Origin of the sequence: Paraburkholderia aromaticivorans (genome assembly GCF_012689525.1) — a bacterium.
GTDB lineage: Bacteria > Pseudomonadota > Gammaproteobacteria > Burkholderiales > Burkholderiaceae > Paraburkholderia > Paraburkholderia aromaticivorans_A.
Genome location: NZ_CP051515.1, coordinates 204,740 through 230,613 on the forward strand (window position 1 = coordinate 204,740; position 25,874 = coordinate 230,613).

Sequence of the window (25,874 nt, forward strand, 5' to 3'; positions counted from 1 at the left end):
CATTTTTTCCTGCCCGGATAGAGTCCGGCTCGTTTCCTCAGTCGAATTAACCCGATCCTCTATGTTTGCGTAATAATCGCAACACGCGCGGGTTTCGATTTATCAACCATCAAAAATGCGTAGGTCATGGCTTTCAGCGAACCAAGGTCTCCATTTTTCAAGTGGGTCGTCTCGTCCTCTCAGGATCTGAGCGCGGATAATCGCCAGATATTGCTTGCCAATCTGTTCACGCGAACCGCGTCGATCGTGTTCGCGTCGATTTGTGAAATCAGCGTCTGCGCAACTGCTTACTACCTTTATCCCAAGGCCCTTTACGCGAGTTGGGGCAGCGCCGTCGTCGCATTGCTGATCGCCCGGCTCGTGTTGATCTGGTTGTGCTGCTCGCGCAGCGCCAACGGTCAGCCGACTCCTACCTCCGCCTTTCTGTTCGCGAGCCTGCTCTGGAGCGTGCTGTTCGGCTTCGGCACCTTGCTGTGCAATATCAGCGGAGACCAGACACTGTTCCTGCTCGGCAACGTTTGCGCAGTGGGCGTTATTGGCGGATTGGCCGGCCGTAATGCGGGCACGCCCCGGCTCGTATTGTTGCAAATCACGTTTATTCTCGGGTTATTGGCTCTCGGTGCAGCGCTGTCGCCCGGCTCCGGCAAACTGGTGCTGCTGTTCCAGGCGCCGTTCTGCGCCGCCGGCTTCTTTACGGTTGCGCTGCGCAGCAATCGCGACACGGTCGCGTTGCTTCTGGCGCGGGAAAACAGCCACCGGCTCGCCCATCACGACAGCCTCACCGGTTTGCCCAATCGCGCGCGTATCAGCGAACTGCTGCTCGAACGCACGGAGATGGGCGCGCTGCGCAAAGATCAATCGTTCGCTGTTCTACTGATCGATCTGGACGGATTCAAGGCCATCAATGACAGCCTGGGCCATGCCGCCGGCGATCAGATCCTTCAGGAAGCGGCAATTCGTTTGCGTGAAGTGTTGCCGAGTGGCGACCTCGTCGGGCGCCTGGCCGGCGATGAGTTCGTGGCGCTTTCCGATGGTATGGGGCAGGCTCGCGACGTGCGCATTCTGGCGGACCGCATCGTGAAGACGCTAGCGCGCCCGTTCGCGTTGCGCGAGGCGCTGGTGCATATCGGCGCGAGCGTGGGCGTCTCGCTCTATCCCGAACACGCGAGGACCGGCCCGCAACTGTTGATTTGCGCCGATCGCGCCTTGTATGCCGTGAAACGCAGCGGCAAAAGCGCGTTCGCTATTTTCGATGCCGCGAAACACGCGTCAGATGAAAGCCTGAGCCTTCTGCGCAGCGATCTGGAAGGCGCGCTGCATTCGTTCAGCGGTTTGCGCATGGAGTACCAGCCCATCGTCGATCTCAGCAGCGGTGCGGTGTCCGGCCGCGAGGCGCTGATGCGCTGGACCCATCCCACACGCGGCGAACTCTCGCCTTCCGCGTTCATTCCTACGGCCGAACGTACGGGCCTCATTCTGTCCTTGGGCGAGTGGGCTTTGCTGCAATCGTGCAAGGAAGCGGTGACCTGGCGAGACAAGGTGATCGTCGCCGTGAATGTATCGCCGGTGCAATTGCGGGAGGAGTCGTTTGCGTCGACCGTTTCGGCGATTCTCCGCAAGACGAAGCTTCCGCCGCAGCGCCTGAATATCGAGATCACGGAAACGGTGCTGCTGAACGACGATGTCGTGACCCGGCGCAACGTCGGGAGGCTGCGAGCGTTGGGCATCGGTCTCGCGCTCGACGATTTCGGCACCGGCTTTTCGACCATGTCGACGCTCGTGCGCTTTTCGTTCGACAAGCTCAAGATCGATAGCTCGTTCGTCAAGGAGTCCGTGCACCGTCGAGAATCGGCGGCGGTGGTGCGTGGGATTGTGGCGTTGGCGCGGGAAATCGGCATGCCGACTACGGCGGAAGGCATCGAGACGCAAGAGCAACTGGACTTCGTGCGCGTATGCGGATGCACGCATGCTCAAGGTTTTCTGCTCGGCAAGCCGGTGCAAAGCCACGAGATTGCGCGGATCGAAGAAAAGGTTGCCGCGCATTCCGCGGATAAGGAATGAGCGTTTATGAATGCCGACACCGAGGCGACTAGGGAACCTGCCTTGCGGTTCCAGCTACGGATTACCGTCTCGCTCGAACTGGCCGACACGCTACGTGCTGACCCGACGTGTGCGTCGCATAGCGCGCTCCGTGATGTTCTGCACAGGCACGACGCGACGTTGAAATGCCAGTTCGATGCATTCGCGGACTATGTGAGCGAAGCAGAACGCCATGGCACGGAAAACTATCCGCTCTATCAATGGACCCGCGAGACGATCGAGAACCCGGAGAAGAAGGCGAAGTACCTGCGGTCGTTTACTGTCTACGTGAATGGCGGCGAAGTCTACGGCAAAGATGTCGCCGATATCATGGAGAACGAACTATTGCAGTTGATCCGCGAAGACGGAATACAACGCATCTCCAGATTCAATACCAATCCGGCGAATAATCCGCAGCCGCCCCAGCGATAGGCGTCACGCTTACTAAACGTAAAGTTCGTCGTGCCTTTCAGCGGTGTCAGCTTATCGTCATTTCGGTTTTACATTTGAGGACAAGGCGCCGAGTTTCGTGAGACGATGCAAGCTCACTTTTTTTCGAGGAGAGCGACATGGGACTCTTGGACGAAGCAGGAAAGATTGCGGGGGCGATCGCCGCCGTTGAAGCGGCGGAAAAAGTGGATCCGGAAGCGGGTTTGCTGACGAAAGGCGTCGCCGCTATCGCCGGTTTTGAAGGCGCCGGCAAGCTGGAATCAATGATCGAAAAGAAAGACGACGACAAGCAGGACGTCGCCGACAATACCCAGTCCACGGACGACACGAATCCGCAGACGTAAGTGATGGTTTGCCGCCGGTCGCATGATCCACGATGGAATCCATGCGCCGGCAACTTCGGCGCTCAGTTCTGAGTGTCGTCTATTGTCCGTTCATTCTCTGCATGTGCCACTGCCCGGCGTTCGCTCGGTGCGGAACGGCATTCAACGCGAAACTTGCTCGTCGTTCACCATCGAATCATCGCGTGTCGTCGCCGCGCCCTTGCACGTCAAATGGGGGCGAACCTCTACGCCTCACGCCGTTTCATCTGAGTGTCATAGCCTGGCGACTACGATGGCTGGTCGTCTCCGTTGCGCGCCGGTCTTCAGCGTACTCGCCGTTCACGAAGAACGCGGTGTGCCCGGCCTGCGCGTCGGCGTCCTTCCACCCCCGTACAACAACACCAGACATGTCGAACAAAAAAATCGCTAAGGCTTCGCCGACCGATGAAGGCGCTTCCATCGTCTCGCGTCGCGGGTTCCTGAAGTTTGCCGGCGCATCCAGTCTCGCTACGGCGGCGGGCACGCTTTCATCGGCGGCGCGCGCGGCGAACAGCGCGCCCGACGGCACACCGGAGCAGGTCCACCTGACTTGGGGCAACGATCCGACCCATGAGGTCACGGTGTCATGGGCGTCGCTTGCGCCGGCAGTCAACCCCCAGGTGCGCGTCAGCGGCGCGCGCGAGGGGAAACATACGGTGCATGGCGTTCAAAGCACCTATACCGACGGCCTCAACGGCGAGGTGGTGTTCACGTATCACGCGCGTCTGCGAGATCTGAAACCCGATACGAGCTACGAATACGAGGTCACCGCCGAGAACGACAGCAACGCGGCTCAGCCCTTCACGGCCAGCTTCCGTACTGCGCCGCGCGGACGTGCGCCGTTTCGCTGGACGAGCTATGGCGATCTCGCGACGCCGAATACCGGCTGGGTTCTGTCGTCGCCGCAAAGCCGCTTCGCGGTGCAGGCGGTCGAGCGCTTCCAGCCGCTGTTCCACTTGCTCAACGGCGACCTGTGTTACGCCAACCTGAATCCGACGCACCAGCCGGACGTGTGGCGCGACTTTGGCAACAACTGCCAGACGTCCGCGTCGAACCGGCCGTGGATGCCGTGTCCGGGCAACCACGAGCTCGAGTTTCATAACGGCGAACAAGGCCTTGCTTCGTACCTCGCGCGCTACACGCTGCCGGACAATCACACGCGCTTTCAGGGCCGCTGGTACAGCTTCCGCGTGAGCTCCGTGCTGTTCATTTCGCTCGATGCCGACGACGTCGTCTATCAGGACGCGGCCGCGTTCGTTGCCGGCCCGGATCCGCTGGTGCCGGTTGCGAGCACCGGCAATCCGCCCATTCAACCCGGCACGTCGCTCTATGTGCGCGGCTATAGCGCCGGCGAGCAGACGCGTTGGCTCGAGAGGACATTGCACCGTGCAGCCGAAGACGACGAGGTCGACTGGATCATCGTGCAGATGCATCAGGACGCGCTGAGTTCATCGAAGACCGGCAACGGGTCCGATAAAGGCATCCGCGAAGCCTGGTTGCCGCTGTTCGATCGCTACGGCGTGGACCTGGTGTTGTGCGGCCACGATCACGACTACGAACGCAGTTATCCCGTGCGCGGCTGCAACCACGACAAGGGCACCGACATCGCGACGGGCCGGCCGGTGGATACGTTGCAGCCGAAACCGGTGATGTCGGCGGTGTCGCCGGGCGCATCGACGTTCGATACGAGCCACGGCACGATCCACCTGATTCTCGGCGGCGGCGGCACGAGCGCGCCGCTGGATGTCTATGGCGTGGATGCCGGCACGGGGCTGCCGCAGGCGCGTATTTTCACGCGTCCCAACCGCCCGGTGACCGGCACGACGGCCGGGACTTTCGTGCGCGCGAACGCGGACGCCGTGGAAGATGCGATCTGGTCGGCGCAACGCGATACCGGCACCGGTTATGGGATCGCGGTGTTCGATCACGATCCGGGGCATGCGGGCGGCGAGACCACGATCACGATGAACTACTATCACGCGCCCGGCGCGGATCAAACGCCGACGCAGAACTACGAATTGTTCGAGACCGTCGAGCTGAAAAAGAAGCGGCGCGGATAAGGTTCGACAGTGAGCGGTTGACGGGCTGCTGGTCTACGGCGGCCCGCCGGTATCGTCGGCGCGATAATCAAGATGATTAGCTATCCGTAGGATATCCAGGAGCAACCGGCAATCTTCTCTTCCTGTTTGACTTGAAGCTTTTAAAAGCCTCCGCTCTCGACCCTTCGATCATTTTGTTACACGTCTTACTGATGTGGCACGACGTGGTTACAAAAGCCTTTCATGAGCGCGGTTATACTCGGCGCCGTCAACAACAATGAAAGAGCTTTTATGTCGAAGAGAATCCTCAAGATTGTTGCCGTTGCCGCGCTCACGGCTTCGGCGTCGTTGTCGGCAATTGCCGGCGATATGAACAACGCGCTTGGCGGCGCGCTCGGCGGTGTCGCCGGCGCTGCGCTGGGTGGCGCGGTGGGCGGCAGCACGGGCGCCGTGCTCGGCGGAGCAGTCGGCGGCGGCGCCGGCGGCGCGGTCACGTCGAACCGCAGGGAACGCACGGGCGCCATTATCGGCGGCGCGCTTGGCGGCGGTGCGGGCACGGCGGCCGGCAATGCAATGGGCGGTCGCGGCGGCGGTCTCGTCGGCGCTGCGTTGGGCGGCGGTGCGGGTTCGGCGCTCGGCGGCAATATCTCGCGCTCCAACTCGTACGCCGACGACTATTCCCGCGGCAACCCATCGGGCAAGCGTCATCACAAGCATCGGCATTACGACTGAGCGGAGAGCGAGAGGGCGGCGTAATGCGTAGCACAGGTATTTGCCCGCGCGCCGAGTGCGCCGGGCAATAGGTGACCGACGCTGTGCATTGACTTTGCTTCGTCGATGGTTATCGTAAACGGTCCTCGCAGTCGCATGCCGACACACGCTGCGAGGGTACTTCACGATTTCCTCCGTCCTCAGGAGACGAAAAAAGATGCCACGAGTGTATTGCGCGGGTCCGCTCTTCAACGCAGCCGAACGAACCGAAATGGATTCGATTGCCGCCACGCTGGAGGCTGCGGGTTTGACGACATTTCTTCCGCATCGCGACGGTCTCGAGTTCGCGAAGCTGAAGCCGGAACTTGAGAAACTTGGCGCGTCGGTTGAAGAAGCCGCGCACTTGCTCGACCGCGCAATCTTCAGCCTGGATACGTATCAGTTGCTCAGGCGTTGCGATGTGGTCGTCGCCAATCTCAACGGCCGCGTTGCCGATGAAGGCACGGTTGTCGAGGCGTCGCTGGCGTGGCACGCGGGCAAACCGCTTGTGCTCTTCAAGGCTGACGCACGGTCCATGCTCAGCGGCTCCGACAATCCGATGCTCACGGGCTTAGGCGATTTCGACGTGGTCGACCAACTGTCGGCGCTGCCGCAGGCTATTCTGGAAGCCGTGGCGCGCGATCGGAGTCGCAGCGTGGAAGGGACGTTGGACAACGGTGCGGAGATCGCGTCGCTTCGCGAGAGCGGTGGTGAGTTGACCGCGCTTGCGAAGACGCTGTATAGCGCTTTCAAGAAGGCCTAAGCCACGATGCCTGCGAGGCAGGCGCTCTATTTGGTCGATTGCAACAGTGAAGCCGACTGACGCTCATTCGACGTTCGCGTTGCCGTTTGCGCGGATACTGATCCCGCCGCGGCAGCGGCGACGGCAAGCACGATCGTGGCGATCAGCACAGACAGGTGGCGCGGCGGATTCATTTTCTGATCACCACCACATTGCTCGAACCCGACACGTTGGTAGCAGCGCCACCATTCGTGGTCGCGTTCTGGTTGACCGGTTGCGGCGGCGGTGGCGCGGGCGCCGCCGAAGTGGCGGACGGAGCGGGGTGAGTTTCGGGCGGCGCCGGCCTCGCAATACAGCGCATTTCACATTGCCATCGCGAGCAAACTCCTTTGCCACACCGGCGAACTTCCGCGCGCTTGCGGCCGCAGCGGCAGAAGCTCCAGCGGCGCAAGTATGAGTCGAAGAGCAGCGTCGCGAGTCGCTATCTCCTGACTACCGCTCTTGTCAGCGCACCGCTCTTTCTACACTCGGCACACATGCCGAACAGAACCAACTGACGTCCCGTCACCGCGAAGTCGAGGCTGTTCGCGACAGACTGCTGTCGCGCCTCGATTTCCGCATCGAAGAACTCATAGATTCGACCGCAGACCGTGCAGACGAGGTGATCGTGCCGGGTTCCGTCATTCAGTTCGTAGACCATGCGGCTGTCGCCAAAGGCTACGCCAGACAATAAATCCGCATCCACGAGTTGACCGAGCACGCGATAGACCGTGGCGAGACTCATGTTGCGCATCTCATCGTTGAGAAGCTTATAGACCTGTTCAGCGCTGAAGTGGTCACGAGCGTGCTGATGGAAAAACTCCAGCACCAGGACTCGTGGGAAGGTGGGCCGCAGACGGGCTTGCTCCAGAATTCTATAAATGTTCATGGACGTCGTCGCAATGGAGCAGTGGCGGCCGACCTGTTGGATTCCAGGTCGCCGCCATGAAGAAGTCGTCGGGAATGACGTCGTGCTGTTTCGACAAGACGAACCGCGAGTGGCCGAACTATGTAAGCCGGTTCCTTAAGAGAGCCTTAAGCGCCAGTATCAGGAAGCATGGGACGATCGCGAACCGATGAATTCAAACGAGTTCTCCCCGTTAAATTACGTATTCCTTTCGCTCGGGGTTTTGCCGTCAAAATCGCGCCACACTGACTCCCGGCACATGCCGCAACCCGTTAAGCTTCGTCCCCTCATTGTTCTTTTGACGCCACGCGGCTTATTTTTTTTGACACCGCATTTATTTTCATCGCCCTATGATCGGGGGGCTCGTTTTCCGCCGCGCTGGCTAGCACGCGCCGACAGAGCCGATTTGAAAACCATGCAATAGATAAGCGCACACCATGGCAAAGCCATTGAAATGACGTGTCGCGCAATAAACATCCTATAACTACTTATGCTTCTCGCAGTTTGCGCAACAACGGTTGCAAATGTATTGCATGCGTGTTCACGGTGCTGGTGGAAAGAGCAATTGATACCCTCAATTACCGCTTGATCACGGAGCCAACAAGTATGAAAAAGTCTTTACTCGCGGCCGCGCTCTTCGGCGCATTTACGATGTCGGCGCATGCGCAAAGTAGCGTGACGCTCTACGGCCTCATCGATACCGGATTGGTGTACACGAACAATCAGTTTGGGCACAGCAACTGGCAGGAAGTGAGCAGCTCGACCCAGAACACGGTCTTCGGTCTCAAGGGCTCTGAGGATCTGGGTGGCGGTTTGCACGCGGTCTTCAAACTCGAGCAAGGTTTCCTGCTGAACAACGGTGCCCAGGCATTCTCCGGCGATGGTTTCGGTTCTCAGGCGTGGGTCGGCCTGCAAAGCGATCCTTACGGCACCTTGACGTTCGGCCGCCAGTTCGACGTGATGAACGACCTCGTCGGACCGCTCACGGCGGAGTTCAACACGTGGGGCGGCAGCATGGCCGCGCATCCGTTCGAAAACGACAACCTTGCTGCGAATTCCGTCGTGATCAACAACTCGGTCAAGTACGCGAGCCCGACTTACCGCGGCGTTACGTTCGAAACGATGTATTCGTTCAGCAACAAGGCGGGCGACTTTGGGAATAACCGGTCGTACGGTTTCGGCGTTTCGTATGCGCAAGGTCCGGTGAATCTCGCCGCCGGCTATCTGCAACTGAACAACGCGGGCAATGGCAGCGGCGCGGTGACGTCGAGCGATGCAAGCGCGAACTTCCTCGCACAACGCCAGCGTATCTGGTCGCTGGGTGGTAACTACACGTTCGGGCCGGCCACCGTCGGGCTGGTCTGGAGCCACGCTCAGATCGACAACGCGTCGGGCGTGTTCTCGTTCGGCACGGGTAGCTACCTCGGTTCGGGCGATACGTCCGCGGGATCGCTGGGTGGTTCACTGCGTCTCGACAACTATGAGTTGAACGCGAAGTACGCGCTAACGCAGGCGTTGAGCGTATCCGGCGAATACACGTACACGCATGGCGCGTATAACGGTTCGTCGCCGGGATGGAACACGGCCATGCTGCAAACCGACTACGCGATCAGCAAGCGCACGGACTTCTATCTCGAAGGCGTTTATCAGAACGTGCATGGTGCGCCTGCGGACTCCGTACTCTCGCATGCCATGATCAACACGTTGTCGCCGTCGGCGACCAACACGCAAGTGGCGGTCACCGTGGGCATGCGTCACGCGTTCTAAGCAGGCTTGCGCCAAGTAATGTGAAGACGCATGCCTTGTTTTTGCAGGGCATGCGTCGTCGTGCAAGCTTGTTGGTGAAGGGCTTGAATCGATCGGAACGATCAGGTTTAGAAGCGCGATCCCGATCGCATCGGTGTTTCCGATGCCTGCACGACGTTCAGCGTTACGTGCCCTGTGAACCCTCATTCTTCGCTTCAGCCAGAATCTGCTGGATGACTTGCTCGAAAGTTTCGACAGGCTGTCCGCCGCTCACCAGGTAGCGACGGTTGAAGATAATGGCCGGCACCGACTGAATAGCCATTGCCTCGTTATTCCGCTCCTCTGCGCGAACCTCGGCGGCATAGGTTCGGTTTTGCAGTACGTCACGCGCCTCCGCGGCATCGAGCCCGACGGACTGCGCGGCTTCGATCAGCACTTCGTGATCGCTCGGATCTTTGCCCTCAGAGTGATACGCCCGCAGCAGCGCCAACTTGAGCGGCAACTGCTTGCCCTCGATGCCCGCCCAATGCAACAGACGGTGCGCGTCGAAGGTGTTGTACACGTGGGTGCGCGGGCCAAAAGTAAAACCGACGCTCGCACCACGCTCGCGGATCGCGGCCTGCGTTTCGGCGATCTGTTCCGGTGTGCGGCCATATTTTTTGCCGAGATAGTCGACAATGGTCTCGCCGTCCGGTCCCATGTCCGGATTCAATTCGAACGGATGCACGACGATTTGCGCGTCGACCGCATCGCCGAGACGCGAGAGCGCGCGTTGGAGCGAGGAGAGGCCGATCGCGCACCATGGGCATGCGATATCGGAGACAAAATCGATAGTGAGCGCTTGAGTCATTGCGGTGATCCTGTTGACCAGAGCACTTACTCTGGTCCCATGCGAGATAGTTGCGAGTGGAGATGATCTGTCGCGTGGCCACTTTGGTGCCACAGCGAAATCCGCGAACAGCGTAACCTGAATCGCCAGGTTTTGCAGGACCGCCCTCGTGACGGAACGCGAGCCGGCGCTTTACAATTCACCAGCCGCAGTTGAAACCATTGACCACACGAGCAACAGGGATGCCGGCAGGCGTCATAATCCCTCTTCGCCGTCGTGCACGATAACGACTGCTTTTCCAACGTTGAAAGGAGCTTCAAATGAGCAAGGGATATTGGGTGACGTCATATCGCGCGACGAAGGACGCAACCAAACTGGCCGCGTATGCGCAGCTTGCCGTACCCGCGGTGGCGGCTGCCGGCGGCAAGTTCATCGTGCGTGGCGCGGCGGAAGAGGCTCGTGAGCAAGGCTTGAAGGAGCGGACGGTCGTGATCGAGTTTCCGACCTACGAAGCGGCCCTCGCCGCTTACGACAGCGAACTCTACAAGAAAGCGCTGGCGGCATTGGGCGATGGCGTCGAGCGCGATCTGCGGATTGTGCGCGGCACGGAGTAACGCGAAGGATAGGGCGAGCGCGGCCTGCCCATGCAGACCCGCGCTCGCCCCAATTTCTACTTCACCGCCCCCAACGCCAGTCCCTTCACCAGATACCTCTGCAACCACGCGAACACGATCGAAACCGGCAACGTCGCGCAGAGCGTAGCGGCCATCACCAGATGCCACTGGACCACGTATTTCCCGGCGACCATGTCGGTCACCTGCACGGTCAGCGTCTTGTTCTCGGGTGAGCGGATCAAGGTATAGACCACGGCAAACTCGTTCCACGCGTTGATGAACGTGAAGATCGCGGTGACGACGATCGCCGGCACCGCGAGCGGCAGGAACACTTTGAAGACCGCCTTGGTCCGTCCGCATCCTTCGAGCCACGCCGACTCTTCCAGATCTCGCGGCACCGTCTGAAAGTACGAAGACAGCATCCACACGGCAAACGCGATATTGAAGGCCGCGTAAGACACGATCACGCCGATCTTGGAGTCAACCAGATTCCCATCGCCATAAGGAATCATCGCTGCCAGCCGGAACAGGCCGACCACGAGCAGAATCGGCGACAACATCTGCGTGACGAGCAGAAACTGACGGTAGAGCCCGCGTCCGCGAAACGGAAATCTGGCCAATGCATAAGCCGCCGGCAAGCTGACAGCCAGCGCAAGCGCGGTCGACAGCAAGCTGATTACCGTGCTATTGCGCAGCGCCACGCCGAAATTGGCCGCCACCCACATATCGGAGAAATTGCTCCACTGCCAATGCACGGGCAGCCAGCGCGCCGGATACACAAAAATCTCGGAGGCCGGCTTCAACGCGGTGAACAACATGACGGCAAACGGAAACAGCACCACTACGACCAGCGGCGACAGCGCGAGCCAGCACCACAGCGTGCGCTTCATCTTGACGCTGAGACTCATGACGGATCTCCTTCTTTCGCGGGCTGCAGGCGCAGATAGGCGATCGAGAAAACAAACAGCATGACGAGCATGATTAGCGACACCGCCGCGGCTTCGCCGGGACGCCCGAGCCGGAAGCCGAGTTCATAAAGATACGTGACGAGAATGTGCGTGCTGTTGTCAGGACCACCTTGCGTCATCACCCAGATGATCGGAAATGAGTTGAACACGTAGATCACGTTCAACAGAATCGTCATGTTGATGAACGGACGCAACAGCGGCATGGTGAGTTTACGAAACTGTTGCCAGGCGCTCGCGCCGTCCATGCGCGCGGCTTCGTAAATATCGCCGGGCACCGAGGACAAACCGCCCAGCAGAATCGTCACCGTAAATGGAACCGACACCAGAATGCCGACCGCGATTTCGACCGGAAACGCGAGTTCCGGCGTGGCCAGCCAATGAATCGGACCGCCGATCAAGCCGAGCCTCTGCAACGTGACGTTGACCATGCCGTAGTCGTCGTTGAAGGCCCAGCGCCAGACCACGGCGGTCATGGTCAGCGAGACGGACCACGGCAGCATCACGATCGTGCGCGCTACGCCGCGCCCGTAGAAATCCTGATTCAGCACTAGCGCAACGGGCACCGAGATCAGCACCGTGCCGCCCACCACGCAGACGGTCCAGACAAGGGTCCGCCTAGCGGCGGCAAGAAACGCGGGATCGCTGAAGATCGTGTAGAAATTCTGCAGGCCGGTGAAATCGCGAATCGCGCCGAAGCGTGAGACCTCGTGCAGCGATTGCCACACGATGTTGAATATCGGATAGCTGATGATGAAAAGCGCCAGTACCAGACTCGGCGCAATCAGCAACCAGGGCGCTTGCAGGCGCGAAGAAGCGGAGCGGCTCATGCGTGCTCGATCGTAAGACGCGTCCGCGTTGATCGGCGGGCGCGACGGGATGGGCCGGATAGTGCATTACGACCGAAACGCGCACCGCCTTTGCAGTGGCGGCGCGCGTTCCGGGTTCAGCAGATCACTACGAGACTAAGCGATTACTTGCCGAGCGACTTGTTCGCTTGCGTGGCCGCCGCGTTCAATGCGTCAGCCGGCTTTGCCTTGCCCAGGTAGATCGATTGCATCGCGTCGGTCACGGCCTTCGCGGTGTCTTCCCAGCCAGTGACGGTCGGTGCGAAGTGGGCGGTCGGCAGCAGTGCGACGAAGGCCTTGGTGTCCGGATCGTTGAATGCCGGATCGGTCGCCTCAGCCTTGGTGGTCGGCAGGAAGCCTTCGGTCGTGGTGAACTCCACGCGCGGTTCCTTCGTGAACAGATAGTCGAGGAACTTCCACGCCGACTTCTTCACCTTCGAGTTCTTGAACATCACGATCGAGTCCGTGACGGCGTAGGTGGCGTGCGCCGTGCCCATCGGAATCGGATCGATGCCGTACTTCAGGTTCGGCGCTTCTTTCTTGATCTGCTTGGCGAGGAACGGTGCGGAGATCATCATCGCGACGCGGCCTTGCTTGAACAGATTCTGCACGTCTTCACGGCTATAGCCGGTCACGCCCGGTTGCGTCAGACCGTCGTCGATCATCGTCTTGTACAGCGTGGCTGCCTTGATGCCGGCCGGCGAATTGAACGCCGCCTTGCCGTCCTTGCCGACCACGTCGCCGCCATTGGTCCACAGGGCGTAGTAATAGTAGACGTCGGTCTCGATTTCCTTGCCTTGCAGACCGAAGCCGGCAATGCCCTGCGCCTTCAGTTTCTTCGACGCTTCGATCACGTCGTTCCAGGTCTTCGGACCGTCGGGATAGCCGACCTTGGCGAGCAGGTCCTTGTTGTAGTACAGCCCACGCGCGGACGCGGCGATCGGCAGGCCGTACACCTTGCCGTTGATTTCACCCGGTGCGAGGAACGGGCCGATGAAGCGGCTCTTGAAGTTCGCGTCCATGTAGCCGTCGAGCGGCTCGGCGACGTCGTCCTTCACGAAGTCGAGCAGCCAGCGCGTGCCGACGATCGCGAGGTCGGCGTTGGCGTTGCCGGAAATGTCTGTCTGCAGTTTCTGTTGCAGCGTGTCCCAGTTCACGTCTTCGATCTTGATCGTCGTGCCGGGATTGGCCTTCTCGAAGTTGCGGGCCATTTTTTCGAAGTACGGCGCGGTCGCGTCGCTGTAGTGTGCGACGGTCACGCGAACCGTGTCGGCGTGAGCCGCGACGGCGATACCTGCAAACGCGAGCGCCACGGCAACTTTGCCTAGCGCGAGGGAAGCACGGGCATGCAACGACATTTCTCTCTCCTGGATGGTTTGCTGCCGTCGCCGGCCGCTTCGGGTTAAATTGTTTGAAAAAATCCTACATGACGCAAAATAGCTTGTCACGTAGGGTCTGCCATATTTTTTCCCAGCCAGTTTTGTGCATAAGATGCTGTAAAGCAGGGGTATTCTGCGCAACGCGATGTCATGGATACCCAATCTTCGGGATGACTAGACAACTGTGGCGAGTGAGGATTTGTAGGAAATTTACACGCTAATCCGGGCTGGCGGCGCGGTTGAACAGCGAGGCGGACAATGAATCGTGTGGTGTTGGTAACGGGCGCTTGCGGCGGCATTGGCAGCGTGTTGTGTAAGCGCTTCGTGGAGCAGGGCGATACGGTGCTGGCGCTCGACATCGACGCCGCCGCGCTGAAGGCTTTGAGCGCGCAGCTCGGCGAGGCCAACGTCACGCCGATCGCGGTCGATCTCGGCGACGCCGCCGCAGTGCAGCAAGCAGTGGCCGCCGCGGTCGAGTTGCGCGGTCCGGTGGATGTGCTGGTCGCCAACGCGGGCGCGGCACAAGGTCTGACGCTCGCCACGACCGACGTCGCGAGCTGGCAGCGCGACATCCATCTGAATCTGAACGGCACGTATCACACGGTTGAAGCGGTGCGCGCGTCGATGATCGAGCGGCAGCGGGGCGTGCTGGTGCTGATCGGTTCGGTGAACGGCATGGCCGCGCTCGGTCATCCGGCGTACAGCGCGGCGAAGGCCGGGCTCATCAGTTATACGAAAGCGCTCGCGCTCGAACTCGGCCGCTACGGCATTCGCGCGAACATCGTGTGTCCAGGCACGGTGAAGACGCAGGCGTGGCAGGCGCGCGTCGACAAGAACCCGCAGGTCTTCGAGGATCTGAAAAAGTGGTACCCGTTGCGCGACTTCGCGACGCCTGACGACATCGCCGACGCGGTGCTGTTTCTCGCCTCGCCGATGGCGCGTGTGATTACCGGCGTCGCACTGCCGGTCGACGGCGGCCTGATGGCCGGCAACCGTTTGATGGCGGAAGAACTGACGCTCGAGTCGCTCTGAACGGCCTGAAGCAACACGCAGCAAATACGCAGGCACCACGAGATCGAGTCAACCAAGCAAGACGATGAGGACAGCATGGCAGCAGTGCAACTGAGCGGCATCTTCAAACGCTATGGCGACACGCAAGTGGTGCACGGCATCGATCTCGACATCGACGACGGTGAGTTCGTCGTGCTGGTCGGGCCGTCGGGCTGCGGCAAGAGCACGTTGATGCGCATGGTGGCGGGGCTCGAGGAGATCAGCGGCGGCGATCTGATGATCGGCGGCACGCGCGCGAACAGTCTCGCGCCGCAGCAGCGCAATATCTCGATGGTGTTCCAGAGCTACGCGCTGTATCCGCATCTGTCCGTCTACGAGAACATCGCGTTCGGGCCGCGGATTCGCAAGGAGTCGGCGGCGAGTTTCAAGCCGCGAATCGAAGCCGCCGCGAAGATGCTGAACCTCAGCGGCTATCTGGACCGTTTGCCGCGCGCGCTGTCCGGCGGTCAACGGCAACGCGTGGCAATGGGCCGAGCGGTGGTGCGCGAGCCGTCGCTGTTCCTGTTCGACGAGCCGCTGTCCAATCTCGACGCCAAGCTGCGCGTGCAGATGCGCACCGAAATCAAGGCGCTGCATCAGCGGCTGAAGAATACGGTGATCTACGTCACGCACGATCAGATCGAAGCGATGACGATGGCGGACCGCATTGTCGTCATGAACGCGGGGCGGATCGAGCAGATCGGCCGTCCGCTGGAGCTGTACGATCATCCGGCGAATCTGTTCGTGGCGAGCTTCCTCGGCTCGCCGTCGATGAATTTCGCCGAAGGTGTGATCGCGAGCCGCGCGCAAGGCCAGGGCCTCGCGTTGAATCTCACGGACGGCGGCGAGATCGTGCTGGAGGGCGCGCCCGCATCGGCGGTGGTCGGCGCGAAGGTCACGCTCGGCGTGCGGCCGGAACACATCGAAACCATGACGCAGACGCCCGACGCGACGATGGAAGTCGAAGTGGTCGAGCCGACTGGCGCGGAGACTCACTTGTACGGGAAAATAGGCGGCGGCACGTGGTGCGTGACGACTCGTCAGCGCTCGAAGATCGAGCCCGGCCAGCGCGTGACGCTGCGTTTGCCGGCCGAACATATTCATCTGTTCGATACGGAGAGTGGACGCAGGCTGGTCTGAACCGCGTGTTGCCGTTTGAGGTCGATACGAGCTTGCCTCAGGCTCACTGAAGTTGCGACGCGACGCGGATTTATTTAACGCATGAGAAAGCGCCGGGTCGCCCCAAGTTTTCTCAGCCCGTCGGGGGGCCTGGCGCGAAGCGACAGGTCTGGGGGCGCTTTGAAGGAACACCGGGTGTCCGCACCGAACTTGATTCCCCACATCCGCAGCGCACTCGCCAGTTTGCGGCCCGCCGAGCGCAAGGTCGCCGAGATGGTGCTGAGCGACGTCGACTTCGCGATGCGCGCGAGCATCACCGAACTCGCGCAACGCGCGGAGGTGTCCGAGCCTTCCGTCACGCGCTTTTGCCGCGCCATCGGTGCGCATGGTCTGCGCGACTTCAAGATGCAATTGGCGCAAAGCGTGGCGGGCGGGCTGCCGTATGCATCCACGGCGGTGGCGCGCGACGACGACGTGCAGACGCTCATGGACAAGGTGGGCGAGGCGGCGGTCGACGGCATCACGCACGCGCGTGGCGCGCTGGATCCGGCGGTGGTCGAGAGTGCGATCGCGGCGCTGTCGAGCGCGAGGCGGGTGTTTTTCTTCGGCGTCGGTTCGGGCTCGGGGCTGGTCGCGCAGGATGCGGCGCTGCGGTTTCTACGGCTCGATATTGCGTCCACAGCATTTACGGATGGACATCTGCAGCGTCTTTACGCGGGCCTGATGGAACCAGGCGATGTGGCCTTTGCGATTTCGCATTCGGGCCGTAGTGTTGAAGTCAACGAGAGCATTCAGATCGCCAAGGAACGCGGCGCCACTACGATTGCGCTGACCAATGTCGGCTCGCGCCTTGCGTGGCTGGTGGATATTCCGCTACTGCTGCGCGTACCGAGCCCGATCGATCCGAACACGCCGGGCGTGTCGCGGCTCGTGCATCTTTGCATCATGGACGCGCTGGCGATCGGCGTCGCGCTCAAAGCCGGGCCGAAGACGCTCGAGAAGATGCGGCATGCGAAGGCGAGGCTGGCGTCGCATGAGCCGGAGGCGGCGAGGGATTGAGGGAGGGCGCGGACGTAGCTCGTCGTTTTCCGCGCAGTTTTGATTATTCGGCTCTCGAAACGATTACAAACGGCCAGATTTCTAAAAAACGCTTACTCGGAAGCCCCGGCTATCCACCCAAGACGCCGCGACAGCCTGGACGTCGCGGCGCGCAAAGTCTGCGCCGGCCCGCCCGCCAATTCGCTGTCGAAGCTGCCGCTCAGCCCCATCAACGCCAGAACGAGACAGATGCTGCCCGTATGATCCAGCACCGGCGCGGCTAGCGTATTAATGCCCGGTACAGGCCGGCTGAGCGCCGTATCGATCCCATCCGCGCGGATTTGCGCAAGACGCTGCGCCCGTGTCGCTCGCCGCTTTACCTTTGCCCGCCGGCGCCGGCTTTCCTTCAAAAACATCCGCCGCATCCGCCCCCGCCAACCGCAGATGATCCTGCGCCAGCAAACCCGCGCGCACATCGTCCGCGACATAAGCGGCGAACACGCGGCCAATCGCGGTATTCGCCAGCGACATCACCGTGCCGACCCGCAGGCTCACATGCAGCGGCCGCGCCGACTCCTCCAGACGCACGACGGTCGGCCCAAGCGGACCGAGCACCGCCATCGCGACGCTCATGCCCGTCGACGCCGCCAATTCGACCACTTCGGGGTCCGCTTCACGTGTCGGCGACAAGCGCTGCAAACCGATCAAACCGAGCTCCAGCGCGAGCGGCCCGGCTTCGAAACAGCCCGACGCATCGCGATTAAGCAAGCCGATTTTCAGCAGACTCACCAGATGCGGAAACGCCTTCGCCGGCGGCATGCCCGCGGCAGCGGCAAGATCGCGCAGGCTCAACGGCCGCGCCGCCGCGACCAGCGCCGCCAACAATTCGCCCGTGCTATCGAGCGACTGGATGCCGCGCTGCGGTTTCGCATCGGCGGCGGAATGAGCGTGAGAAGTGTCGAGAGAATCGGTCACGATGCGGAAGAAGCCAGCATGGGAGGGGCAATCGCCAATTCAGCGCCGATGTCGCGCGCTGTCGCAAGCAGCGAACGCGCGATCGGACCGTCGGCGGCGACGTCGATCGCGCCGGTCGAGCCGATCACCGTCAGCGCGAGCGACAAGTGACCGTCGGCATCCAGCACGGGCGCGCTCAGACTGCTGATGCCCGGACTCGGCGCATCCACGCTGTACTCCAGGCCGCGCGCGCGGATCGCGTCCAGCGCGGCTTCGAAGGCGGCGCTTTGGTCAGGCGGCGTCATGGCATTGCCAATAGCGCCCGATTGATTCGCCCACATTGCGTCAAGCACCTCGTGCCGCGAATAAGCGCAAAACACCCGTCCCGTCGACGTGGCCGGCAGCGACATCACCGTGCCCACATGCAAATTGACGTGCAACGGAAAGCCCGCATGCTCATAGCGAACGATGGTCGGCCCTTGCGGCCCGGCAATACAGATCGCGACGCTGAAGCCGATCGCTTCCGCCAACGCGGCTACGCGCGGCACGGCGGCGCGAAACGCCGGCTGGTTCTCCAGATGCAGCAAACCGAGCCGCAACGACAGCGGACCGGGTTCGAAGCGGCCCGACAGTTCGTCGCGCTTGATCAAACCCAGCCGGCTTAAGCTCACTAAGTAGGCGTGGGCCTGCCCCGGCGCGATCTGCGCGGCGCTGGCGAGGTCGGACAAGGCGAGCGGCGTGCGCGCCTGCGCGAGCGCCAGCAACACGCGGCCGCCCACTTCGACGCTCTGAATGCCGCGCTGCGTCTTGCCACCGTCCGTCGTCTCGCTGCCGCCCATGCCTTTGCCCGTGGCCGATTTCGCTGCTTTGCTCACACCCGCGCTCGTCCGTAAAAAAGGGTCCATGTTAACCGAAGGCCTATGCCTTCCTATCCTCATCTTAGGCCTCTCAAGATTTGCGTATGGCGATACATTTCGCTATTGACAAATAAACGGGCGCCGTCCTAAGATGCATTCACCCCGACACACCGGCGCAGTTATAGAGTCAAGAAACGGGGCGAGACAATCCTCCAATACCGTCAGCCCGCGCGGCATTCGCGCAGCCGGCCGTCTCGCCTCACGTCCAACTTTTGAGGGAGACAAGCATGGCAAAGGCATTCGCATCCCAGGCCGATCTGGAAGTCAAGAAAGTCACGTGGACCAAGCTATCCGAGAACGCCTACGCGTACACCGCTGAGGGCGATCCGAACTCGGGCGTGATCATCGGCGACGACGGCGTGCTGATCGTCGACACCACCGCCACGCCGGCCATGGCGCAAGACCTCATCGCGAAGATTCGCAGCGTCACCGATAAGCCGATCAAATACGTCGTGCTGTCGCATTACCACGCGGTGCGCGTGCTCGGCGCATCGGCCTATTTCGAGGAAGGCGCGCAGGAAGTGATCGCGAGCCGCGGCACGTACGAGATGATCGTCGAGCGCGGCGAAGCGGACATGAAGTCGGAAATCGAACGCTTCCCGCGTCTGTTCGCCGGCGTCGAAACGGTGCCGGGCCTGACGTGGCCGACGCTCGTGTTCGAAAAGGAAATGACGCTGTTCCTCGGCAAGCTCGAAGTGCGCATCGCTCATCTCGGCGCGGGTCACACCAAGGGCGATACGGTGGTGTGGCTGCCGTCGCAGAAGGTGCTGTTCTCCGGCGATCTGGTCGAATACGACGCCGCCTGCTATTGCGGCGACGCGCAACTCGAACAATGGCCGGCCACGCTCGAAGCGCTGCGCGCGCTGAAAGCCGACAAGCTGGTGCCGGGCCGCGGTCCTGCATTGACCACGCCGGAAGACGTCAACAAAGGCCTCGATTACACGAAAGATTTCGTCACCACGCTGCTGCAACAAGGCCGTGAAGCCGTCGAACAGAAACTCGATCTGAAAGCCGCGATGGCGCACACTCGCAAGGCCATGGACCCGAAGTTCGGCCAGGTTTTCATCTACGAGCACTGTCTGCCGTTCGATGTGTCGCGCGCTTTCGACGAAGCGAGCGGTATCGCGCATCCGCGTATCTGGACCGCGCAGCGCGACAAGGAAATGTGGGACGCGCTGCAAGCCTGATAAGAACAGACGCACAGCAAGACCAAGCAGAGCGGAGAAGGACGGAGACACAAGATGAGTATCAACTACCAGACGCTGTCGTTCGAATACCAGCCGTGCCGTGAACAGAGCGCGCAGGGCGACGCGGACCAGGCGGCCTATCCCGTGATCGTGGTCGGTGCAGGCCCGGTGGGTCTCGCTACCGCGATCGATCTCGCACAGCAGGGCGTGCCGGTCGTGCTGGTCGACGACGATTGTTCGTTGTCCACGGGATCGCGCGCGATCTGCTTTTCGAAGCGCTCGCTCGATATTTTCGATCGCCTGGGATGCGGGCAGCGAATGGTGGACAAGGGCATCAGCTGGAATGTCGGCAAGGTGTTCCTGAAAAACGACTTGGTGTACACGTTCAATCTGCAACCCGAAGCGGGCCACAACCGGCCCGCGTTCATCAACCTGCAGCAGTACTACGTGGAAGGCTTTCTGCTCGAACGCGCGCAGGAGATGCAGAATCTCGAGATCCGCTGGAAAAACAAAGTGGTCGGCGTGCAGCAAAGCGGTACGCCCGGCACGCACGACGCCAGCGTGACGCTGACAGTCGACACGCCCAATGGTGAGTACGCGTTGCGCGGCCGCTATGTGGTCGCCGCCGACGGCTCGCGCAGTCCGATCCGCAATCTGATGGGACTCGACAGTAAAGGTGTGACGTTCAAAGATCGTTTCCTGATCGCCGACGTCAAGATGGAAGCGGAATTTCCCACTGAACGCTGGTTCTGGTTCGATCCGCCGTTTCATCCGAATCAATCGGTGTTGCTGCATCGTCAGCCGGATAACGTATGGCGGATCGATTTCCAGTTAGGCTGGGACGCCGATCCGGTGCTGGAAAAAACGCCGGAGCGCGTGATCCCGCGCGTGCGCGCGTTGCTCGGGCCGGACGCGAAGTTCGAGCTGGAATGGGTCAGCGTCTATACGTTTTCTTGTTTGCGCATGGAGCGCTTCCGCCATGGCAACGTGCTGTTCGCCGGGGACTCCGCGCATGGCGTGTCGCCGTTCGGCGCGCGTGGTGCGAATAGCGGTGTGCAGGACGCGGAAAACCTCGCATGGAAACTGGCGATGGTGCTCGAAGGCAAGGCCTCCGATGCTTTGCTCGACACCTATGCAAGCGAACGCGAATTCGCCGCCGACGAAAACATCCGCAACTCCACGCGTTCCACCGATTTCATTACGCCGAAGAGTCCCGTGAGCGGTGTGTTCCGCGACGCGGTGCTGAAGCTCTCGCGTCATCATCCGTTTGCGCGGCAATTGGCCAATAGTGGCCGGCTGTCGGTGCCGGCGGTGTTGAGTGATTCCCCGCTGAATACAGCGGACTGTGACCAGTTTGAAGGGTCGATGGTGCCGGGTGCGTCATGCGTCGATGCACCTCTGCAAGTCGCGGCACAACCGGCATGGCTGCTGCAGCAACTCGGCCAGCAATTCACCGGCGTGCTGTTCTGCGGCGAACAAGGTGTCGATCAGTCGATTCAGACCGCGTTGGACACGTTGCGCGCGGGACCGATTCCGCTGAAGCTCGTCGTGGTGACGCGTGGCGATCCGCAGGCCGTTGCGTCGGCGGGCGCGCAAGTGGCGCACGATATCGAAGGGCTGGCCCACGCACGCTACGATGCAAAGCCCGGCTCGTTTTATCTGATCCGTCCGGACCAGCATGTTTGCGCGCGCTGGCGGCAACTCGATGCCGGTGATGTCGGGTATGCGTTGAAACGCGCGTTGTGCGTCGAAGGTACGGCTTGAACGGGCGGCATCAGCAAAAAAATAGCAGGAGACACACATGACACTAAACACGCATCCGAATCTCGCCCACCCCGATGATTTCTACGAGGCGTTGATCGATATGCATCGCGATCTGGACGATGCGCAGAGCCAGTCGGCCAATGCGCAACTGATCCTGCTACTCGCCAACCATATCGGCGATCACGCCACGCTGCTCGAAGCGATACGGCATGCCCGCGAGGGCGTGACCGACATGCCGGCGCGAAATGGTGAAGCGCGTCCGCTAGCTGCTTAAGCGCCTGACGCGACCAAAGTTTGACTTTGCGCAAGGCGGATGTCGGAAGACGTCAATAGTAGTGATTTGTTGCGCGCGCTTCCTCTCAAACTCGCGGTGGATAACCCGCGATTTCTCTCAATTGTTTCTTTCCTACTATCAGATTCTTCTTAGCAAAGTGGCACATGCGCTGCCTCATACTAGCCGGCTTGCTGAGCGAAGGATGATTAGATCGCATAGGGTGTGACGTTCCCGTGAGCCGGATTGCTTCGTGCCGGCGCGCCATGTCCTCGTGCGTTGCCGGTGGGAAATTTCCCGCGTTCGGCTAGAAAGAGACACGAGATGAAATTCTTTTTGATAAGCGACCTTGTCGTTCAAGAGTTGGCGTCGATGAAAGTCGACGGAAAGTGGCTTTCTCCCGCGCAGTTTGCCGAATCGGCGTTGCTCTGGATCAACCACTACGCGCCTGGTCTGGACGTGCCTGAATCATTTTTTTTCGAAGTCGAGTGCGAAGTGCTGCAAATCGCCACGCAACTCGCGGTCGGAGAATTGGCGTCCATCGACGATTCGCCATTAGCGCAGTTGTTTGGCGATTATCCAACGGTGAATTACGCGCATCCTTTGAGCGCGAAAGCGTTGGCCGCGACGCTTGCAGCATGCCGCGAAAAAATCTCCAGTGGTACTAAGACTGCATCGCCGAATGATGCGTCCTGGTCGCGGCAGTTCGCTCGCTGTACGAAGAACGCGCCGCAGTCTCCTGGGTGTCACCCCATCCTTTGCCAGTTGATGTGCCATATCGGCGACACGTCGAAGGCATGAAGCGTCGCTAAAGATCGAGGGCTTCGGACGTTATATCGGGTAGAGTCGCGGCTATGCGTCCGCGATTGCACCCATCACGTCCGAACTATGTATTCCATCGACCCTGTTCCGCTGCCCCACGACGGCCCGCCCGACATTGCGTTGTGGCGGATTGACATCGACTTCACTGCGTCGCTCGACGCGCCCGCCTTCGCATCCCTCAGCGACGACGAACGCACGCGAGCCCGCAACTTTCGCCGCCATGAAGACGCGTTGCGCTTCGCCAGCGTGCGCGCCGCGCTGCGTGAAGAGCTCGCGCGGCGGCTCGACATCGCGGCGCACGCCGTGCGTTTTTCGCTCGACGCCAACCACCGACCTCATCTCGCGGATTCGGATCGCTTCGATTTCAATGTGTCACATGCGGGCGCGTATGGATTGATCGCGATGTCGCCGATTCGGCGCGTCGGCGTCGATATCGAGCAGTGCAGCGACAAATTCGATTGGCGTTCGATTGCGTCCTTGACGCTCGACCAGGAAGAGGCCGCGTGGATCGAACGTCTCGACGCGGGACAGCAGAGCGCTGCGTTTTACGACGCGTGGGTCGCCAAGGAAGCGCTCGTCAAAACAACGGGCGTGGGCATCACACGCGGGTTGCAGCATTTGACTGTGCTGCCGCGTGAGAGTACGCGCGTGACGCTGCGCAAGCAGATTCCCGCCGATATGCGCGATGTCGCCGCGCACTGGCTCGCCGCACCGGACGCCTACGCTGCGTGCGTCGCGTGGTCGGTGACCGCGTTCCGGTAATTGCAAACAGACTCAGCGCGCTAGGCGTTTGCCTGCCCGAACGCCAAAGCCTTCGGCCAGCCGAATGTATGCACGTGGGTGAGCGGCTGCCTGGCCGGCTGCGCAAGCGCGACCGCCGCGCGAATCTTGCCGGCCATCGGTACATCGAGCACATGCCAGAGCCCGTGTTCGGCGAGATCGAACGCACCGGTTGCGGTGTGGCTGAACAGCCGTTCGACATCGATGTCGACGGGTGCGTAACGCAGCGCATTGCAGAGACTGCCATAGCGAGCGCGCCGGCGCGAGGCTTCCGGCGTCTTGTCGGGCGCCGCGCCGGGCGAAGGCACGACGACGCTCAATCCCAGCGTCGCCGATGCAATGCCGATCACGATCCAGATGCCGCCGTACGCGATATCGATCGTGATGCCGCGACCGTCGCGAGGATGACGTGCCCGCAGTTTCTCGTTGCCGTCGTCCTGGAGATCGACGGCGTGCGGCTCGCAGTCGAACAGATTCCCGACGATCCAGCGCACCACCACGCGCGCACTGACAAAGCGCTTGCGCAACGCGGCGTTCGGATGCAGCCGCGCGCGCTCGCGTTCGCTCTTCGACAACCAGCTATCGCCTTCCTGCACCGGCACCGGTAGCCATTCGCAGCGGAACCGCCAAAGATGCAACTCGCCTGCGCGCGGCGCGGCGACGTTGTACGGATAGCTGCGTGTCAGCGGATGACACAGGAATGCGGGTGCGGCCGCGGCGGCGATAGGGGGTGCGATGCTGGCGGCCTGCACGGTAGGTTCGCCGGCACTGCGTTCAGCGACGACTTCGCGTGACTCGCGGCTGTCGCGCACACGCGAAGTCGCCGGGCAAGCCTGGTCCAGTTCCAATGGCATAGGCCTGCTTCCTTAATGCATGTAGGTGATGCGCCGTGCTTGCACGTCGAGTTCCACACCGGCGTCGAGCAGATCGATGGCAAACCAGCGAATCAGCTTCAGGACGCCACTCACCGCGGGCGCGGGCAGCCATTCGTTCAGCATGCGCAACGCCGCGCCGCTATGCGTTTTTTGCAGCAACGCGATGGTCTGCAGGATCACGGCTTCGTCCTTGCCGAGATCGCTGGCGCAGCGGCAGCGCATATCGAGCGGTCGGTACGACACGTGCATCAGCGAACGCATCAGCAGATCGAAGTGTTCGATGCCGTCCTGTCGCAGACCGACGCCGCTGAGAATGTCGCGCCAGTGCACGCCGCCGCGCGCCGTTTCGCAAGCGGGCCGCAGCCATGTGCGGACGGCGCTCAGGACGGTGCGGTCGGGCGCGTCGGCGGTGTCGGTCGGATGATCGTCGATCAGTTCCTGACGGCTGCTGTGTTGAGAGCGAAAGTTCATCGATGCTCCTGAATGGACACGGTCCAATGAATCGCGCCGGCCGGATGGGACGGGTGCCGCGTCGCAGGCCAGCGCTTGTCGCGTGCGACGGATGGACGATGACGCAGAGCCTGCGTCGGGTGCTTAGGTGTTTGTGGCCGTTACCGGCGTTTGCTTCAGCTTTGAGCCGGCTGCGTCGGTTGCGTCGGTTGCCACTCGCGCGCGTGCGCGCTGCGCGCCGGACGCGCCGGTGCTTGCCCCGGCGTTTTCGGCGTGCCGACAAAGAGGAAGCCGAGCAGGCGCTCGTTCGGCGCGAAGCCCAAGGCGTCGTGCAGGCGCGCTTCATAACTGTCCGGTCCGGTGGACCAGAAGCCGCCATAGCCGAGCGCGTGGATCGCATTGAGCATGTTCATCGCTGCCGCGCCGGCGGCCAGCAATTGCTCGATCTCGGGCACCTTGGGATGCGCCGAGATCGCCGCGCCGAGCGCGATCACCAGCGGCGCGGCGAATGCCTTCTGCCGGCGATGCGCATGCGCGGAACGCGGTTCGTCCGGCGAGCGGGCGCAGGCGAGGTCGACCAGCACGTCACCGAGAGGGCCGCGCGCGTCGCCGCGAATCGTCACAAAGCGCCAGGGACGCAGATTGCCGTGATCCGGTGCGCGCAAGGCGGCGTCGAAGATCAGGTCGAACTCGGCGTCGGCCGGACCGGGCTCGGTCAGCGGCCATTGCGATTGACGTGACAGCAGGACGTCGAGCGCAGCCGAAGCATTTGGCCCGACGCCGATGGCAGGCTTTGCCGCCGCTGGGCGCTGGCTTTCGGTTCCGGGGCGGCTGATGTCTAGCGTCGTCATGATTTCGGGTTCGGCTGATGGTGTGAGCCGAATAATGAGCCAATTTG

26 protein-coding genes and 1 pseudogene are annotated in these 25,874 nt (G+C 61.5%); 17 read left to right on the forward strand and 10 right to left on the reverse strand.

Going from position 1 to position 25,874, the window contains the following annotated elements; all coding sequences use genetic code 11:
- Positions 1-126 precede the first annotated feature (126 nt).
- The 7 genes from HF916_RS12780 to HF916_RS12810 all read left to right on the forward strand — a co-directional run bounded on the left by HF916_RS12780 (position 127) and on the right by HF916_RS12810 (position 6,748).
- Positions 127-2,061: a putative bifunctional diguanylate cyclase/phosphodiesterase gene (locus tag HF916_RS12780; protein WP_168789320.1), complete on the forward strand. Its 1,935-nt coding sequence runs from the start codon at positions 127-129 to the stop codon at positions 2,059-2,061.
- 6 nt (positions 2,062-2,067) lie between these two features.
- Positions 2,068-2,511 (forward strand): hypothetical protein, encoded by a 444-nt coding sequence (locus HF916_RS12785; RefSeq protein ID WP_168789321.1) that lies wholly within the window; start codon positions 2,068-2,070, stop codon positions 2,509-2,511.
- A 137-nt stretch (positions 2,512-2,648) separates the two neighbouring features.
- Positions 2,649-2,873 (forward strand): hypothetical protein, encoded by a 225-nt coding sequence (locus HF916_RS12790; protein WP_168789322.1) that lies wholly within the window; start codon positions 2,649-2,651, stop codon positions 2,871-2,873.
- A gap of 386 nt (positions 2,874-3,259) precedes the next feature.
- Positions 3,260-4,951: a purple acid phosphatase family protein gene (locus tag HF916_RS12795; RefSeq protein ID WP_168789323.1), complete on the forward strand. Its 1,692-nt coding sequence runs from the start codon at positions 3,260-3,262 to the stop codon at positions 4,949-4,951.
- Positions 4,952-5,221: 270 nt separating this feature from the next.
- Positions 5,222-5,662 (forward strand): hypothetical protein, encoded by a 441-nt coding sequence (locus HF916_RS12800; RefSeq protein ID WP_168789324.1) that lies wholly within the window; start codon positions 5,222-5,224, stop codon positions 5,660-5,662.
- A gap of 250 nt (positions 5,663-5,912) precedes the next feature.
- Positions 5,913-6,443 (forward strand): nucleoside 2-deoxyribosyltransferase, encoded by a 531-nt coding sequence (locus HF916_RS12805; RefSeq protein WP_240975528.1) that lies wholly within the window; start codon positions 5,913-5,915, stop codon positions 6,441-6,443.
- Positions 6,444-6,598: 155 nt separating this feature from the next.
- Entirely contained in the window at positions 6,599-6,748 is a 150-nt protein-coding gene (locus HF916_RS12810) for a hypothetical protein (protein ID WP_168789326.1), read from the forward strand.
- Between the two features lie 155 nt (positions 6,749-6,903).
- Here HF916_RS12810 and HF916_RS12815 read toward each other — a convergent pair whose 3' ends face one another.
- Complete coding sequence (locus tag HF916_RS12815) at positions 6,904-7,350, reverse strand: Fur family transcriptional regulator (RefSeq protein WP_168789327.1); 447 nt, start codon at positions 7,348-7,350, stop codon at positions 6,904-6,906.
- A gap of 624 nt (positions 7,351-7,974) precedes the next feature.
- Here HF916_RS12815 and HF916_RS12820 point away from each other — a divergent pair.
- Positions 7,975-9,135 (forward strand): porin, encoded by a 1,161-nt coding sequence (locus HF916_RS12820; protein ID WP_168789328.1) that lies wholly within the window; start codon positions 7,975-7,977, stop codon positions 9,133-9,135.
- A gap of 163 nt (positions 9,136-9,298) precedes the next feature.
- Here HF916_RS12820 and HF916_RS12825 read toward each other — a convergent pair whose 3' ends face one another.
- On the reverse strand, positions 9,299-9,964 hold the full coding sequence (locus tag HF916_RS12825) for a DsbA family oxidoreductase (protein WP_168789329.1): 666 nt from the start codon (positions 9,962-9,964) through the stop codon (positions 9,299-9,301).
- A gap of 299 nt (positions 9,965-10,263) precedes the next feature.
- Here HF916_RS12825 and HF916_RS12830 point away from each other — a divergent pair, with 299 nt between their 5' ends.
- Positions 10,264-10,557, forward strand: coding sequence for a DUF1330 domain-containing protein (locus HF916_RS12830; RefSeq protein WP_168789330.1), 294 nt, complete (start codon positions 10,264-10,266; stop codon positions 10,555-10,557).
- Between the two features lie 56 nt (positions 10,558-10,613).
- Here HF916_RS12830 and HF916_RS12835 read toward each other — a convergent pair whose 3' ends face one another.
- The 3 genes from HF916_RS12835 to HF916_RS12845 all read right to left on the reverse strand — a co-directional run bounded on the left by HF916_RS12835 (position 10,614) and on the right by HF916_RS12845 (position 13,728).
- A complete protein-coding gene (locus tag HF916_RS12835; RefSeq protein ID WP_168789331.1) occupies positions 10,614-11,465 on the reverse strand; it encodes a carbohydrate ABC transporter permease in 852 nt (283 codons plus the stop codon).
- Positions 11,462-12,352 carry a carbohydrate ABC transporter permease gene (locus HF916_RS12840; RefSeq protein ID WP_168789332.1) on the reverse strand — a complete coding sequence of 297 codons (891 nt, stop codon included), beginning with the start codon at positions 12,350-12,352 and terminating at the stop codon, positions 11,462-11,464. The genes HF916_RS12835 and HF916_RS12840 overlap by 4 nt, the downstream gene beginning before the upstream one ends.
- 143 nt (positions 12,353-12,495) lie before the next feature.
- The gene (locus HF916_RS12845; protein ID WP_168789333.1) at positions 12,496-13,728 is read right to left on the reverse strand and encodes an ABC transporter substrate-binding protein; all 1,233 of its coding nucleotides are present in this window, start codon (positions 13,726-13,728) and stop codon (positions 12,496-12,498) included.
- A 279-nt stretch (positions 13,729-14,007) separates the two neighbouring features.
- Here HF916_RS12845 and HF916_RS12850 point away from each other — a divergent pair, with 279 nt between their 5' ends.
- The 3 genes from HF916_RS12850 to HF916_RS12860 all read left to right on the forward strand — a co-directional run bounded on the left by HF916_RS12850 (position 14,008) and on the right by HF916_RS12860 (position 16,977).
- Positions 14,008-14,781 carry an SDR family oxidoreductase gene (locus HF916_RS12850; protein WP_168789334.1) on the forward strand — a complete coding sequence of 258 codons (774 nt, stop codon included), beginning with the start codon at positions 14,008-14,010 and terminating at the stop codon, positions 14,779-14,781.
- Positions 14,782-14,856: 75 nt separating this feature from the next.
- Entirely contained in the window at positions 14,857-15,939 is a 1,083-nt protein-coding gene (locus tag HF916_RS12855) for an ABC transporter ATP-binding protein (protein WP_168789335.1), read from the forward strand.
- Between the two features lie 174 nt (positions 15,940-16,113).
- Positions 16,114-16,977, forward strand: a complete 864-nt coding sequence (locus tag HF916_RS12860; protein WP_168789336.1) for a MurR/RpiR family transcriptional regulator — start codon at positions 16,114-16,116, stop codon at positions 16,975-16,977.
- A gap of 92 nt (positions 16,978-17,069) precedes the next feature.
- Here HF916_RS12860 and HF916_RS12865 read toward each other — a convergent pair.
- Positions 17,070-17,931, reverse strand: a pseudogene (locus HF916_RS12865) (IclR family transcriptional regulator).
- Positions 17,928-18,815, reverse strand: coding sequence for an IclR family transcriptional regulator (locus tag HF916_RS12870; RefSeq protein ID WP_168789337.1), 888 nt, complete (start codon positions 18,813-18,815; stop codon positions 17,928-17,930). The pseudogene HF916_RS12865 and the gene HF916_RS12870 overlap by 4 nt, the downstream one beginning before the upstream one ends.
- Before the next feature lie 239 nt (positions 18,816-19,054).
- Here HF916_RS12870 and HF916_RS12875 point away from each other — a divergent pair, with 239 nt between their 5' ends.
- The 5 genes from HF916_RS12875 (at position 19,055) to HF916_RS12895 (ending at position 23,633) form a co-directional block, all read left to right on the forward strand.
- The gene (locus tag HF916_RS12875; protein WP_168789338.1) at positions 19,055-20,014 is read left to right on the forward strand and encodes an MBL fold metallo-hydrolase; all 960 of its coding nucleotides are present in this window, start codon (positions 19,055-19,057) and stop codon (positions 20,012-20,014) included.
- A gap of 54 nt (positions 20,015-20,068) precedes the next feature.
- A complete protein-coding gene (locus HF916_RS12880; protein WP_168789339.1) occupies positions 20,069-21,778 on the forward strand; it encodes an FAD-dependent oxidoreductase in 1,710 nt (569 codons plus the stop codon).
- Positions 21,779-21,815: 37 nt separating this feature from the next.
- Positions 21,816-22,052, forward strand: coding sequence for a DUF2783 domain-containing protein (locus HF916_RS12885; protein ID WP_168789340.1), 237 nt, complete (start codon positions 21,816-21,818; stop codon positions 22,050-22,052).
- A gap of 321 nt (positions 22,053-22,373) precedes the next feature.
- Positions 22,374-22,850, forward strand: coding sequence for a hypothetical protein (locus tag HF916_RS12890; RefSeq protein ID WP_168789341.1), 477 nt, complete (start codon positions 22,374-22,376; stop codon positions 22,848-22,850).
- 87 nt (positions 22,851-22,937) lie between these two features.
- Entirely contained in the window at positions 22,938-23,633 is a 696-nt protein-coding gene (locus HF916_RS12895; RefSeq protein ID WP_168789342.1) for a 4'-phosphopantetheinyl transferase family protein, read from the forward strand.
- A gap of 20 nt (positions 23,634-23,653) precedes the next feature.
- Here HF916_RS12895 and HF916_RS12900 read toward each other — a convergent pair whose 3' ends face one another.
- The 3 genes from HF916_RS12900 to HF916_RS12910 all read right to left on the reverse strand — a co-directional run bounded on the left by HF916_RS12900 (position 23,654) and on the right by HF916_RS12910 (position 25,827).
- Positions 23,654-24,505, reverse strand: coding sequence for a hypothetical protein (locus HF916_RS12900; RefSeq protein ID WP_168789343.1), 852 nt, complete (start codon positions 24,503-24,505; stop codon positions 23,654-23,656).
- Between the two features lie 12 nt (positions 24,506-24,517).
- The gene (locus HF916_RS12905; protein ID WP_168789344.1) at positions 24,518-24,997 is read right to left on the reverse strand and encodes a hypothetical protein; all 480 of its coding nucleotides are present in this window, start codon (positions 24,995-24,997) and stop codon (positions 24,518-24,520) included.
- A 155-nt stretch (positions 24,998-25,152) separates the two neighbouring features.
- Positions 25,153-25,827: a nitroreductase family protein gene (locus HF916_RS12910; RefSeq protein ID WP_206001877.1), complete on the reverse strand. Its 675-nt coding sequence runs from the start codon at positions 25,825-25,827 to the stop codon at positions 25,153-25,155.
- Positions 25,828-25,874 lie beyond the last annotated feature (47 nt).